14 protein-coding genes and 1 pseudogene are annotated in these 14,141 nt (G+C 33.2%); 10 read left to right on the top strand and 5 right to left on the bottom strand.

All coding sequences use genetic code 11. From position 1 onward, the window contains the following. Window positions 1–8: 8 nt before the first annotated feature. From QNK89_RS08735 to QNK89_RS08705, 7 genes are all read left to right on the top strand, one after another. Window positions 9–632 carry a LysE family transporter gene (locus QNK89_RS08735; RefSeq protein WP_340170630.1) on the top strand — a complete coding sequence of 208 codons (624 nt, stop codon included), beginning with the start codon at window positions 9–11 and terminating at the stop codon, window positions 630–632. 37 nt (window positions 633–669) lie between these two features. After that, on the top strand, window positions 670–1,002 hold the full coding sequence (locus tag QNK89_RS08730; RefSeq protein WP_340170629.1) for an MGMT family protein: 333 nt from the start codon (window positions 670–672) through the stop codon (window positions 1,000–1,002). A gap of 204 nt (window positions 1,003–1,206) precedes the next feature. After that, complete coding sequence (locus tag QNK89_RS08725; RefSeq protein WP_340170628.1) at window positions 1,207–2,343, top strand: Mrp/NBP35 family ATP-binding protein; 1,137 nt, start codon at window positions 1,207–1,209, stop codon at window positions 2,341–2,343. A gap of 3 nt (window positions 2,344–2,346) precedes the next feature. Beyond that, window positions 2,347–2,589, top strand: a complete 243-nt coding sequence (locus QNK89_RS08720; RefSeq protein WP_340170627.1) for a NifU family protein — start codon at window positions 2,347–2,349, stop codon at window positions 2,587–2,589. 66 nt (window positions 2,590–2,655) lie between these two features. Then, the gene (locus QNK89_RS08715) at window positions 2,656–3,717 is read left to right on the top strand and encodes an NAD(P)/FAD-dependent oxidoreductase (RefSeq protein ID WP_340170625.1); all 1,062 of its coding nucleotides are present in this window, start codon (window positions 2,656–2,658) and stop codon (window positions 3,715–3,717) included. A gap of 51 nt (window positions 3,718–3,768) precedes the next feature. Continuing rightward, the gene (locus QNK89_RS08710) at window positions 3,769–4,101 is read left to right on the top strand and encodes a ferredoxin (RefSeq protein WP_340170624.1); all 333 of its coding nucleotides are present in this window, start codon (window positions 3,769–3,771) and stop codon (window positions 4,099–4,101) included. Window positions 4,102–4,201: 100 nt separating this feature from the next. Then, window positions 4,202–4,405: a hypothetical protein gene (locus tag QNK89_RS08705; protein WP_340170622.1), complete on the top strand. Its 204-nt coding sequence runs from the start codon at window positions 4,202–4,204 to the stop codon at window positions 4,403–4,405. A 135-nt stretch (window positions 4,406–4,540) separates the two neighbouring features. Here the strand turns inward: QNK89_RS08705 and QNK89_RS08700 are convergent, their stop codons facing one another. From QNK89_RS08700 to QNK89_RS08680, 5 genes are all read right to left on the bottom strand, one after another. After that, window positions 4,541–5,440 carry a serine/threonine protein phosphatase gene (locus QNK89_RS08700; protein ID WP_340170621.1) on the bottom strand — a complete coding sequence of 300 codons (900 nt, stop codon included), beginning with the start codon at window positions 5,438–5,440 and terminating at the stop codon, window positions 4,541–4,543. A gap of 128 nt (window positions 5,441–5,568) precedes the next feature. Further along, window positions 5,569–6,747 (bottom strand): acyl-CoA dehydrogenase family protein, encoded by a 1,179-nt coding sequence (locus QNK89_RS08695; protein ID WP_340170620.1) that lies wholly within the window; start codon window positions 6,745–6,747, stop codon window positions 5,569–5,571. 64 nt (window positions 6,748–6,811) lie between these two features. Continuing rightward, window positions 6,812–7,525 carry a methyltransferase gene (locus QNK89_RS08690; protein ID WP_340170619.1) on the bottom strand — a complete coding sequence of 238 codons (714 nt, stop codon included), beginning with the start codon at window positions 7,523–7,525 and terminating at the stop codon, window positions 6,812–6,814. Then, window positions 7,518–8,051, bottom strand: a complete 534-nt coding sequence (gene rimM / locus QNK89_RS08685) for a ribosome maturation factor RimM (RefSeq protein WP_340170618.1) — start codon at window positions 8,049–8,051, stop codon at window positions 7,518–7,520. Before rimM ends, QNK89_RS08690 begins: the two co-directional genes overlap by 8 nt. A gap of 104 nt (window positions 8,052–8,155) precedes the next feature. Continuing rightward, window positions 8,156–8,671 carry a 30S ribosomal protein S16 gene (locus QNK89_RS08680; RefSeq protein ID WP_340170617.1) on the bottom strand — a complete coding sequence of 172 codons (516 nt, stop codon included), beginning with the start codon at window positions 8,669–8,671 and terminating at the stop codon, window positions 8,156–8,158. Window positions 8,672–8,813: 142 nt separating this feature from the next. Here QNK89_RS08680 and QNK89_RS08675 point away from each other — a divergent pair, with 142 nt between their 5' ends. From QNK89_RS08675 to dnaE, 3 genes and pseudogenes are all read left to right on the top strand, one after another. After that, a complete protein-coding gene (locus QNK89_RS08675; RefSeq protein WP_340170616.1) occupies window positions 8,814–10,382 on the top strand; it encodes a DUF6252 family protein in 1,569 nt (522 codons plus the stop codon). A 191-nt stretch (window positions 10,383–10,573) separates the two neighbouring features. Then, a pseudogene (locus QNK89_RS08670) lies at window positions 10,574–11,038 on the top strand (PA2169 family four-helix-bundle protein). Between the two features lie 165 nt (window positions 11,039–11,203). Then, window positions 11,204–14,141 (top strand): DNA polymerase III subunit alpha (gene dnaE / locus QNK89_RS08665; RefSeq protein ID WP_340170615.1); only part of this gene is annotated, 2,938 nt, incomplete at its 3' end.

Below are 14,141 nucleotides of genomic sequence, written 5' to 3'. Positions count from 1 at the left end.
AAATTAATTTGGAGATAACACTTACATTTGGAATTGCATTATTAGTTGCCTTGGTAGGCGTAATACCACCAGGTTTATTAAACATGACGGCTGCCAAAATTAGTATTAAAGATGGGCATTCAAGAGGTTTAATATTCTCTATTGGTGTTTGTTTAATAGTGATTTTTCAAACTTTAATAGCTTTAGTTTTCGCTAAATATTTAAGTAACCACCCAGAAGTTGTAGATATTTTACAACGTGTGGCATTTGTGTTATTTGTTTTAATTACTGTTTACTTTTTATTAATTGCAAAAAAAACAGACAAACCAGATGTCGAGTCTAATGTAAAGAGTAAAAAAAGCCGTTTTTTTCAAGGACTACTTCTATCTGCTTTAAATGTTTTTCCAATTCCTTATCAAGCCTATATTGCTATTACTTTTGTAACTTTTAAATGGATTAAATTAGATCTAGTTGGTATTACATCTTACGTCGCAGGAGCTGCAACTGGAACTTTTGTTATGCTATATATTTATGTTTTCTTTTTTGAAAAAATAAATAGTAAAAAAATTAAATCACCAAGAGGAATGAATGTCACTATAGGAATTATAACTTGTGTGATTTCCATTATAACTTTAATTAATATTATTAAATAGTGCTGACAAATAAATCTCATATTTAATTTAAAGCCAAATGAAGCCAGAAACACTCAATTTTTTTGAGAAAGTTTATAGTGTAGCAAAACTAATTCCTTATGGAAGAGTAACAAGTTATGGTGCCATTGGAAATTATCTTGGAGCACCAGGAAGTGCAAGAATGGTAGGTTATGCAATGAATGGTTCTCATAATAAAGATGTGCCAGCTCATAGAGTTGTAAATAGAAAAGGCTTACTAACTGGAAAACATCATTTTGAGGGCACAAATTTAATGCAGCAACTTTTAGAGAGTGAAGGAATTGTTGTAGTAGAAAATCAGATTCAAAACCTAGAACAAGTGTATTGGGACCCATCAAAAAAATTGCTTTAAAATCACTATGGATTTTAAGAACTCAGAATAATTGATTTTACTTATTCTTTCATAAAAAACTTCAAACCAAGCGCTTTAATCTTCTGCCTTTATATAGTATATTTGTACTTTAGAATCATTCTGAATTAAAACATAATTTAAGGAGTGAGTTATAGAGAACAAAAAGCTATTCTCTTTATTCTAATATTTTATTCTAAATAACTTATGAAAATTACAAAACAAGACATACTTAATGCCCTAAAAACTATAACAGTTCCAGGAGAAGGACAAAATATGGTAGAAAGTGGTGCTGTTAAAAACGTAGTTACATTTGCAGACGATGTAATTGTAGATATAACCATTAAAAACCCAACTTTACAAGCGCGTAACAAAACCGAAGTAGAAATACTTAAAGCTATCCATGAGCAGGTTTACCAAAAAGCACAAGTAAAGATTAATATAACGGTAGATGCACCAGTTAAGCCAACAGCAAACGAAATTAAAGGAAAATCTATTCCTGGTATTCAAAATATTGTAGCTATAGCCTCTGGAAAAGGAGGAGTAGGTAAATCTACAGTTACTGCTAATTTAGCCGTAACGTTAGCTAAAATGGGATTTAAAGTTGGTATTTTAGACGCAGATATTTACGGACCATCTATGCCTATTATGTTCGATGTTGAAATGGAAAAACCATTGTCTGTAACAGTAGACGGTAAATCTAAAATGAAGCCTGTAGAAAATTATGGTGTAAAAATACTTTCAATAGGATTTTTTACTAAACCAGATCAAGCAGTTGTTTGGCGTGGACCAATGGCAGCAAAAGCATTAAATCAAATGATTTTTGATGCTGCTTGGGGAGAATTAGACTTCTTGTTGTTAGATTTGCCTCCAGGAACAGGAGATATACATTTAAGTATTATGCAATCACTCCCTATTACTGGAGCAGTTGTAGTAAGTACACCTCAAAATGTTGCATTAGCAGACGCCAAAAAAGGTGTAGCGATGTTTCAACAAGATAGTATCAACGTACCAGTTTTAGGAATTATTGAAAACATGGCATACTTTACACCAGAAGAATTGCCAGATAATAAATATTATATCTTTGGAAAAGAAGGCGCTAAGCATTTAGCAGAAGATTTAAAAGTGCCGCTTTTAGGAGAAATACCTCTAGTGCAAAGCATTCGTGAAGCTGGAGATATTGGAAGACCAGCAGCTTTACAAACCGATACAATACTAGAGAAAGCATTTCAAACTATTACCCAAAATGTAGTGCAAGAGGTAGTTAATAGAAATGAAAATTTGCCTGAAACCGAAGCAATAAAAATTACTACAATGGCTGGATGTTCAGCAGTTAAAAAATAATAAATGACAACAGAAGAACTAAGACTTAATGTGGAGAAAGCGCTAGACGAGATTCGTCCGTTTTTACAAAGTGATGGAGGAGACATTTCATTACTTTCAATTGAAGATAATAAGTTGGTAAAAGTACAACTAGAAGGTGCTTGTGTTGGTTGTAGTGTAAACCAAATGACACTAAAATCTGGTGTAGAAATGACCATAAAAAAATATGCTCCACAAATAGAACAAGTTATTAATATTGAGGCTTAAGTGTAACTTTTGTCACAATAATTTTATTATATAAGTAATAACTTTGTCTTTTGAAACCTAATACAGATGATTAAAACAGATATCCTAATTATTGGTGCTGGACCAACTGGCTTATTTACCGTTTTCGAAGCTGGTTTACTAAAATTGAAGTGCCATTTAATAGATGCTTTGCCACAAGCTGGTGGTCAATGCTCAGAAATTTATCCTAAAAAGCCTATTTATGATATTCCTGCTTATCCCGAGATTCTAGCAGGAGATTTAACTCATAAACTACTTGAGCAATGCAAACAGTTTGAGCCAGGTTTTACTTTGGGAGAACGTGCAGAAACCATAGAGAAACAAGAAGATGGAAGTTTTATTGTAACCACAAATAAAGGCACAAAACATCAAGCGCCAGTTGTAGCAATTGCTGGTGGTTTAGGTAGTTTTGAACCACGAAAACCTTTAATTCATAATATAACAGATTTTGAAGATAAAGGTATAGAGTACATAATTAAAGATCCTGAAATTTATAGAAATAAAAAAGTTGTAATTGCTGGTGGAGGAGACTCAGCATTAGATTGGAGTATTTTTTTAAGTGATATAGCTTCAGAAGTGACATTAATTCACAGACGAACGGAGTTTAGAGGCCATTTAGATTCTGTAGAGAAAGTTCAAGAATTAAAAAACCAAGGCAAAATAAACTTAGTCACTCCAGCCGAAGTTATTGGAATTTTAGGCCATGATAAAGTCTCAGGAGTCGTTGTTAAACAGGCAGATAAAATAGAAAAAAAATTCGAATTAGAATGCGATCATTTTATTCCTCTCTATGGTTTATCTCCAAAACTAGGACCAATTGCTAATTGGGGATTAGAGATAGAGAAAAATGCAATTAAAGTAAATAACAGCCTAGATTATCAAACAAATATTCCTGGTATTTATGCTATTGGAGATGTTAACTCTTATCCTGGGAAGCTAAAATTGATTTTATGCGGATTTCATGAGGCTACGTTAATGTGTCAATCTGCTTATAAAATAATTAATCCAGGAAAACGATATGTTCTAAAATATACAACAGTCTCTGGAATTGATGGATTTGATGGTACAAGAAAAGAAGCGCCTAAGGCAGTAATTAAGAAAATAGAATAATTAGGCATTAAATTTGCTTAAACTTAAGCATAAAACAATAATTGTAAGTATTTGGAACAAGATATAAACATAAAAATAACAGATAGGGATGGTGTTACTCACGAAGTGTTAGCACCAACAGATATGGCTATGAACTTAATGGAAGTCGTTCGTTCTTACGAGTTAGCTCCGGAAGGTACTATTGGTATTTGTGGAGGCATGGCTATGTGTGCTTCATGTCAATGTTATGTTAATAGTGATACGGTTTTGCCAGAAATGCAAGATGATGAAGAGGCAATGCTCTTTGAGGCTTTTAATGTTAAAGATAATTCGCGTTTAGGTTGCCAAATACAAATGACATTAGAAATGGAAGGCTTGGAAGTCGAGTTGGCTCCCGAGAGTTAAACTTTCAATTCATTTAATATAGCATCAGTTTTTATTCTGTGCTCGCTTTTTTTAAAACCAGTATCTTCTTATTTTCGTAAGTAAGCCATAAACATATATTATGGCTTCACTAGAAATTATATCTTTTAAATCATCTGATTATAGAGTTTTGTATAATAGTACAGATGCTTTAGAGTTTACAAGCATAGCTTGTGCGTCTAAAAATTTGTGCTTTAATTTAATAATTGCAATTAGAAGGAATAGTATTAAAGCTACTGTTTTCGAAATTAGTCAGTTAAGTTGTGGTAGTTGGTGTTTTTTTTAAGGAACACAAATACAAATGCAATTCTTGGGCAAAGTAAAACTTACCTAGAAAAATCTACAGTTGTTGAAAAATTAAAAGCAGTTAGGTTAAATATGCCTAAAGCAGTCTATATAAGCAAAAGGTTGTATTAGTTTTTTAACTTGTTTTATAGCTTTTTAATTCAATAGGTCCTTCCAAAAGCACTCTTACAATCTTTAAATTCCCATCATCGCTTGGAGAAATTTGCCATTTTATAAGTGAAATTTCTCCATTTTCAATTTCAATACCAGTAATACTCCTTGGGTGCACACAGCTTCCATCGTTAAAAAAAGCAATATCTCCAGGTTCAGGAAAACGAGGTCTATGGGTATGCCCAACAACAGTTATTAGGTTGTTATTTTCTGTAATCCATTTTTTTGTTCTTCGCTCTACTTTAATAAGCTCCTTATAGTTTTTTGCAGGACTTGTAGGATCTGCAATTCCCATAACATTTAATGGTTTCCAAAGTACTCTAACCATAAAACGACTACATTTCCAAAAAATATAATTCCACCAATCTGCTTGATGCCCATGAGTTAAAAATATCTCTTGATCTGTACTGCAATGTTTTAAAACAATCCCTTCATGGTATATAATATCCTTAAAGAGTTCTACATTTTCACCAGTTTTAGCATCAAAATAAGTTGCTAAATTTTTTTTAACATATTCTGGATTTTTGTAGACCATGTCATGGTTTCCCCAAATCATGTGCAGTCTATTATCTTTATGAAATAATTTCATAAGCATGTACACATTTTTATGTGCATTTAAAATAGAATCGAAAGAGAGGTTTTCCCACAATTCATCACCATCACCAAGTTCGCAATAGCTAAAACCTTCAGAATAATAATGTTTTAAGGCATGAAAATAGATATTCCTATTATTCGCAAAATCATCAGCAAAACTATTGTCTCCACGATGACAATCACTAAAAAGTATAATTTTACTCTCATTATCGAAATCAACAATTTTTGCCTCTTTGTATGCGCGATCTAATCTCTTTTTAGCTGAAAACATGAAAGTAAAAATAGTGTAAAAAAAATACACATCAAATAGATGTGTATTTTATATTATTTAGTGCTTCAGCAAAATATTAAAAAGAATAATATTTTATTTAAATAAGTTGCCAAATGTCTTTTAGTGAATTATTTAAAGGCGTTTAATCCAGTAACATCTAGACCTGTAATTAATAAATGAATATCGTGTGTTCCTTCGTAAGTAACAACACTTTCTAAATTCATCATATGTCTCATAATAGAATATTCTCCACTAATTCCCATACCACCTAGCATTTGCCTAGCATCACGAGCAATAGTTAAAGCCATATCGACATTATTACGTTTAGCCATAGAAATTTGTGCTGAGGTTGCAGTTCCATTTTCACGCATAACACCAAGTCTCCATGCTAATAATTGAGCTTTGGTTATTTCTGTAATCATTTCGGCTAACTTTTTTTGTTGTAATTGAAACTGTCCAATTGGTTTTCCAAATTGAATACGTTCTTTACTGTAACGTAAAGCAGTGTCATAACAGTCCATAGCAGCACCTATTGCTCCCCAAGCAATACCAAAACGCGCAGAATCAAGGCAACCTAATGGTGCTCCTAATCCAGACTTGTTAGGTAATAAATTTTCTTTGGGTACTTTTACATTGTCAAAAATAAGTTCACCAGTTGCACTCGCGCGAAGTGACCACTTATTATGTGTCTCTGGCGTAGAAAAACCTTCCATGCAACGTTCTACTACCAAACCATGAATTCTTCCTTCTTCATTTTTTGCCCAAACAACAGCTACGTTACAAAACGGTGAATTAGATATCCACATTTTTGCTCCATTTAAAAGGTAATGGTCACCCATATCTTTAAAATTGGTTACCATTCCTGCTGGATTAGATCCATGATCAGGCTCAGTTAAACCAAAGCTACCAATCCATTCTCCGCTAGCTAGTTTAGGTAAATATTTTTTTCTTTGTGCTTCGTTTCCATATTTCCATATAGGATACATAACTAAAGACGATTGTACAGAGGCTGTACTACGTACACCACTATCTCCACGTTCTATTTCTTGCATAATTAAACCATAAGAAATTTGGTCTAAACCTGCACCACCATATTCTTCTGGAATATATGGTCCAAAAGCACCAATTTCTGCTAAACCACTAATAATAGATTTTGGAAATTCTGCTTTTTGTGCAGCTTCTTCGATAATTGGTGAGACATCACGCTTTACCCATTCTCTAGCAGCATCACGTACTAATTTATGTTCTTCTGTGAAAAGTTCGTCTAGATTATAATAATCTGGAGCTTCGAATAAATCTGGCTTCATAATTTTATTTTTAATTTTCGCTTAACAAAAATAACGAAAACGTTTGCAGTTGGCAATTTAATTATCACATTTTAAAATAAAAATCTTGAGTAAGTTTTATGTATGCTTCTGTATAATCATGTCTTGCGTTTTCAATTACTAGTTCGTTTGTTTTTATTTCACTTTCACTGAAAGACAACTCTATTAAAGAGCGTTTAATATCTGAGTTTATATTGCCGCGAATGTGAGTAATTTTATTAGCTTTTAAGTTTACTGTTGTTGCTAAATTTAAAAAGTTGTCTTCCTCTTTAAAAGGGATTATGGTGCAGAATGTGCCATCTTCTATTAATAATTTAGAAACACTATCTAACAAATGGTTAAAAGGCATTGCGTCTTGAAAACGTGCTAAGTCACGTTGTATATTTTCGGATTTATAATCTTCGCTATAAAAAGGAGGATTGCAAATTATTAGGTCGTATTTATCGTCTACTTCTTCTGTAAATTCAGCTAAATCTGCATGGTAGCAAAATAGTCTATCACTCCAAGTAGTGGTTTCAAAATTATCGACACATTGCTCGTATGCTAAGTCGTCAATTTCTATGGCATCAATAACTTCAGCATCACATCTTTGCGCTAGCATAAGAGATAAAATTCCAGTTCCAGCTCCAATGTCTAAAATTGCAAATGGTGCTTTATCCATAGTTGCCCATGCTCCAAGTAAAACACTATCTGTACCAATTTTCATGGCGCACTGGTTTTGGTTAACAGTGAATTGTTTAAATTTAAAAGGCTTATTCATCTTCTAGGTATAAGTCAATAAGTCCTTCTGGTGTTACTACATGTATAGTTTTATTTTCTTTATCAACTTTGGAGATAAATTCATCGTTCATAGGTATTAAAATCTCAATTCCTTCTCTGTCAATCTCAAAAAGTGATTGAGAAGTAGAATCATTTACACCTTTAATAATGCCTACAGCACCAAAATTTTCATCTACTACTTTAAAACCAATTATCTCATGAAAGTAAAACTTATCATCTTCCAGTTCTGGTAAAAATGTTAATGGTAAATAACATTCACATTTAATTAATGCGTCAGCATCAGCTTCTGTATCCACATCTTCAAATTTTACACGTAGTAATTCACTTTTGTGTAATTGAGAGCGTTCAATAAAAAAAGGAATAAAATTTCCGCGCAAGTCTATAAAAATAGCATCAAGGTTTTCATACAGATTAGGCTCATCTGTATCTAGTTTTATAAGTAACTCACCTTTAAAGCTGTATTTTTTTACAATTTTGCCAAGAAAGAAGCATTCATCTTTATTCATAGAGAATGAGATTAGTTTTATTATTTAGGTTGCTTAATAGATTTTTTACAAAAAAAACTCCGATAAAAATTTATCGGAGTTTAAAAGTATAAAAAATTAATTTTCTATTCTTCTTCGTTTGTAGCTTTTGCATCTTCAGCCGGAGCTTCTTCTGCAACTTCCTCTTCAACAACTGGAGCAGCTGCTGCGATTCTTGCTTCATTTGCAGCTTTTTCAGCTTCAAATGCTTTGGCTTTTACATCAGCTTCCGCTTTAGATAAACCATCTTTTTTAGCATCTACCTTACCAGCTTTTTCTTCTAACCAAGTAGCGAATTTCTTCTCAGCTTGCTCTTCAGTTAAAGCACCTTTACGAACACCACCAGCAAGGTGATTTTTCAATAAAGCTCCTTTGTAAGACAATAATGCTTTGGCAGTATCAGTTGGTTGTGCACCATTCTGAAGCCATTGTACTGCTCCATCAACATCTAATTCGATTGTTGCAGGATTAGTGTTTGGATTGTAAGCACCTAATTTTTCTAGATATTTACCATCTCTTGTCGCGCGAGCATCTGCTGCTACGATCCAGTAATAAGGTTTTCCTTTCTTACCGTGTCTTTGTAATCTTATTTTTACAGGCATAAAAATTAATTTGTGAGGTTCTCGACCTCGATTATTAATAAGTCCGCAAATATACAATATTTATTTAAATACCAAGTTTTTATATTAAATCTCTCTCATTGTAATTTTTTATTTTATTTTTGAGTCTTGAAATATAAAAACTATGAAAAAAATTATCGTTTTAATTCTTGCAAGCTTTGCTTTTTTTAGTTGTGGAGAAGAGCTGGAGTTCAACACTCCTTCGTTCCAAGCTAATAAAGATGGTAACTTATGGGAAGCTAGTAGTTACTTTGCAACTGTAGATGCTAATGGAGTAATTACAGTTACTGGAACAGATGGTCTAGAAACTATAACTCTTACTGCTTTTCCGCAGGATAGTTTTGTTTGCAGTAATAATGATAATAGTGTGTTTGTTGCACAGGAAGGTAGTTGTTATGATGTTTACACTAATACCAATTATTCATTTGCTACGATTACAGATATAAATAATATGATTTGGTCTACTAATAATGTTCCAGACCAGAGTATTCAAATTTACACTGGAGACGGTGAAATTAATATTCGAGAGGCAAATATAGAAACAGGACTTATTTCAGGAAAATTTCATTTTACTGCATTTAATGGTTCTGGATTGTCATCAACCAATATTAACCAAGGCTTTTTCTACAATATACCTTTTACTACGGGAGATACATTAACTTACTTTACCTGTGTAGATGCTCAAGAGGCAACCGCAGCAGCGTTAGTTAATTTCAATAATGTTAGTACGCTTGATGCAGTAGCATACGAGCTTGCTTGTAATAGTTATACAGCTGCAATGCAGGTGCAAATGGATTTGTGTGGTGATCCAAATGGTGAGATTCAAGAAATTTTAGATGAGTTAAATGCTAATAATTGCCAAATTACATGCGATCAAGCAATAGATAATTCACAAGTTGGATTAGATGCTTACGTAGCTGCTAATATGGCGAACTATATAGAAATGTGTAGTAATTACGCACAGTATTTAACATTGCAAATACAATTTTGTGGAGATACAGATGGTACTATTCAAGCTATAATTGATAGTTTAGATTGTAACGATGATGATGGAGATGGAGTTGCAAATGTTTTTGAGGACTTAAATAATGATGGAGATTATACAAACGACGATACAGATGGAGATTTGAATCCAGATTATTTGGATGATGATGATGATGATGACCTTATAACTACCGCAACAGAACTAGTTTTTGATGTAAACGGAAATCCTATTGATACAGATGGAGATGGTATTCCAGACTATTTAGATGAAGACGATGATGGAGATGGGATATTAACCATCAACGAAACAGGAGATACAGATGGAGATGGTATACAAGATTACTTAGATGCAGATGATGATGGAGATGGTATATTAACAATTTTTGAAAGTCCAGATGTAAATTTCGATGGCGATCCTGCAGATGCGATAGACACAGATGGGGATGGTGTTCCAAATTATTTAGATAATGATGATGATGGAGATAGTATATTAACAATTTTTGAAAATCCAGATCCAAATACAGATGGAATCCCGAATGATGCTCAAAACTTCGATGGAGACACACTTCCAGATTATTTAGATGACGATGATGATAATGATGGCATACTAACAATAAACGAAAATCCAGATCCTAATGGAGATGGTAATCCAGATGATGCAGATAATACAGATGGAGATTCTGCGCCAGATTATTTAGATGCAACATAAACAAAACGTTTATAGATATTTTAAAATGCAACCACTTTTTGTGGTTGCATTTTTTTTGTTAAAAACTCTTAAACTAGCTGTAAATACTCATAAAACCTGTTAAATCACTTGACATCACCTCTCATTTCTATTATATTAAGAATGTTGATGTGAAACAAAACGCATCATAAAAAAAGGTATTGAAATTTAAAATGATAAAAGATATTATGAAGTACACAGAAGAAATTTCAAACAAATTAAATGAATTGTTAGTAAAAAATTATGATGCCGAGAACGGTTATATTGATGCCTACAAAAACCTAGAAAGTAAAGACCTAAAAATGTTTTTTAAACGAAGAGCCACAGAGCGAAGCTAATTTGCCAAAGAGCTTAGAACAGAAATTCTGCAATATGGACAAATTCCTGAAGATTCAGGATCTTTTAAAGGTGCTATGCATAGAAATTGGATGAATTTAAAATCGACTTTCAAATCAAATAATGAAGATGCTATTTTAGAAGAAGCCATTCGAGGAGAAGAAGCCAGTCTCGAAGAATATAACGAATTGATTACTGAAAAAAATTTACCACCAACAATAGATGGTCTAATTTCCAAACATAGAAATGCAATTCAAGGTGCAATTAACACTGAGAAAGCAAAACTTGAATTAGTTTCCTAATAAATATTAAATAATAAAAACTGCCAAGAAAGTCAGCTATAAAAAGCTGGCTTTCTGTGTTTACAACTGTTTATAACTTTCGTTGTAAAAAGGCTTTATTTTTTTGTAATTTTATAAACTCTGTTTACAAGAACAAACAGCTTCACATTTCTATAAAAACAATACATGTATTTAATCTTCGATACTGAAACTACAGGCTTACCAAAACGCTGGGATGCACCAATTACAGATACAGATAATTGGCCAAGATGCATACAAATTGCTTGGCAATTGCATGATGCAATGGGTAATTTAATAGAGAGTGAAGATTATCTAGTAAAACCAGAAGGATTTAATATTCCTTACGATGCAGAGAAAATTCATGGTATTTCTACAGAATTAGCGCAAGAGCAAGGTGAAGAATTATCTATAGTTTTAGAGAAATTCAATATTACACTAAGTAAAACCAAATTTGTAGTTGGACAAAATGTAAAATTCGATCTCAATATTATGGGAGCCGAATTTGTCAGAGGAAATATTGAAAACCAGTTACAAGAGTTACCAGTTCTAGACACCTGTACAGAACACACTGCGAGTTTATGTGAGCTTCCAGGCGGAAGATATGGTAAGTTTAAACTACCAACATTAACAGAACTACACCAATATTTATTTAATCAGCCATTTGGAGAAGCACACAACGCAACAGCAGATGTAGAGGCTACAACACGTTGTTTTTTAGAATTAATAAGAAGACAACAATATACACAAGAACAACTTGATGTTCAACCAGATTATTTCAAGAATTTTTCGGAAGCGAATCCGCAACCTATAAAATTAATTGGGTTAAAACATATTAATCTAAAGAGCGAAAGCGCAAAGATTAATGCAAGACTACAAAAAGCGCAAGCGGTCGATATTTCTTCCGAAGAAATAAAAGAAAATATAGCAGATTTAGAGTCTGTAGATTTTGTGCATTTACATAACCATTCTCAGTTTTCAGTATTACAATCCACAATGAGTGTTGCAGATATAGTTGCTGTAGCAGCGCAAAATAATATGTCAGCAGTTGCATTAACCGATCATGCTAATATGATGGGAGCGTTTCATTTTGTAAACGCTGCAAACAAGCATAATAAGTCTGTAAAAGTTAAGATAGCTGAGGCTGAAGAAAACGGAACTGAAACAGATGTAAAGGAGATTAAACCAATTATCGGTTGCGAATTTTTTGTTTGCGAAGACCATTTAGATAAAACTCGAAAAGACAACGGTTACCAAATAGTACTAATCGCTAAGAATAAAAATGGGTATCATAATCTCTCAAAATTATCATCTCATGCCTTTGTAAATGGGTTTTATTATTTACCTAGAATCGATAAAAAACTTATAGAGCAGTACAAGGAAGACTTAATTTGTTTAACAGGTAATTTATATGGTGAAGTACCAAGCAAGGTTTTAAATGTAGGTGAAAAACAAGCAGAAGAAGCTTTGCTTTGGTGGAAAGAAACGTTTAAAGATGATTTGTATGTGGAGATTATGCGTCACAATCAAGAAGATGAAGATCGCGTAAATCCAACGCTAATCAATCTTGCTAAAAAGCATAATGTAAAACTGGTAGCTACAAATAATACTTATTACGCAAAACAGGAGGACGCTAATGCGCACGATATTTTATTGTGTGTAAAAGATGGCGAAAAACAGGCGACTCCAATTGGTCGTGGTCGAGGTTATCGCTATGGTTTACCAAATCAAGAATACTATTTTAAGTCTGCTGAAGCTATGAAAAACATCTTTAAAGATGTGCCAGATGCTATTAGTAATGTTCAAGAAGTTGTCGATAAGATTGAAGGTTTTCAATTGGCTCGTGATGTTTTATTACCAGCTTTCGATATTCCTGAAGAATTTGTAAGTAAAGAAGATGCAGTCGATGGTGGTAAGCGTGGAGAAAACGCTTTTTTACGACACTTAACGTATGTTGGCGCAAAGAAACGTTATGGAGAAGAATTGTCTGATGAGGTTGTCGAGCGACTTGATTTCGAGCTTAGTGTTATCGAGAATACAGGTTATCCAGGTTACTTTTTAATTGTAGAAGATTTTATTCGCGAAGCCAGAAACATGGATGTATCAGTTGGTCCAGGACGTGGTTCTGCAGCTGGTTCTGTGGTTGCTTACTGTCTTTGGATTACCAATATCGATCCGTTATTGTACAACTTACTTTTCGAGCGTTTCTTAAATCCAGATCGTGTAAGTATGCCAGATATCGATATCGATTTTGACGACGAAGGCAGGAGTCGTGTTATGGATTACGTTATCGATAAATACGGAAGCAACCAAGTAGCGCAGATTATTACCTATGGTACTATGGCTGCAAAGTCATCGATTAGAGATACAGCACGTGTTTTAGATTTACCTTTATTTGATGCAGATCGCATTGCGAAGCTAATTCCAACAATGTCTAAATTGAATAAGATTTTTGGTTTATCTGAGAAAGAATTAGGAAGTAAATTTAGAGCTGAAGATTTAGAAAAAATTAACGAACTTTTAAATATTTCTGAAGGTGAAGATCTCCAAGCAGAAACCGTAAACATTGCAAGATCGCTTGAGGGTTCTGTTAGAAATACAGGAATTCATGCGTGTGGTGTAATTATCACACCAGATGACATTACTAAGTTCGTTCCAGTGGCTTTGGCAAAAGATTCCGATTTGTATGTCACACAATTTGATAACTCTGTCGTAGAAGATGCAGGATTATTAAAAATGGATTTCTTAGGATTAAAAACGTTGACTTTAATTAAGGATACTGTAAAAATTGTAAAGGCAAAACACGATATTTTACTAGATCCAGATACTTTTCCTTTAGATGATGAAAAGACTTATGAGCTTTTCCAAAGAGGAGAAACCGTTGGAGTATTCCAATATGAATCTCTAGGAATGCAAAAGCATTTAAAAGATTTAAAACCTACGGTTTTCGACGATTTAATAGCCATGAATGCGCTTTATCGTCCAGGACCAATGGAATACATTCCAAGTTTCGTTAAACGTAAACATGGAGACGAAGATATTGAGTACGATTTACCAGCTATGGAAGAGTACTTGAAAGAAACTTACGGTATTACTGTTTACGAAG

It is taken from the genome of Lacinutrix sp., assembly GCF_037625555.1.
In the GTDB taxonomy this organism is placed as follows: Bacteria; Bacteroidota; Bacteroidia; order Flavobacteriales; family Flavobacteriaceae; genus Lacinutrix.
Note: the sequence above shows the minus strand (reverse complement) of the source record. Positions and strands in the feature narration are given on the sequence as shown.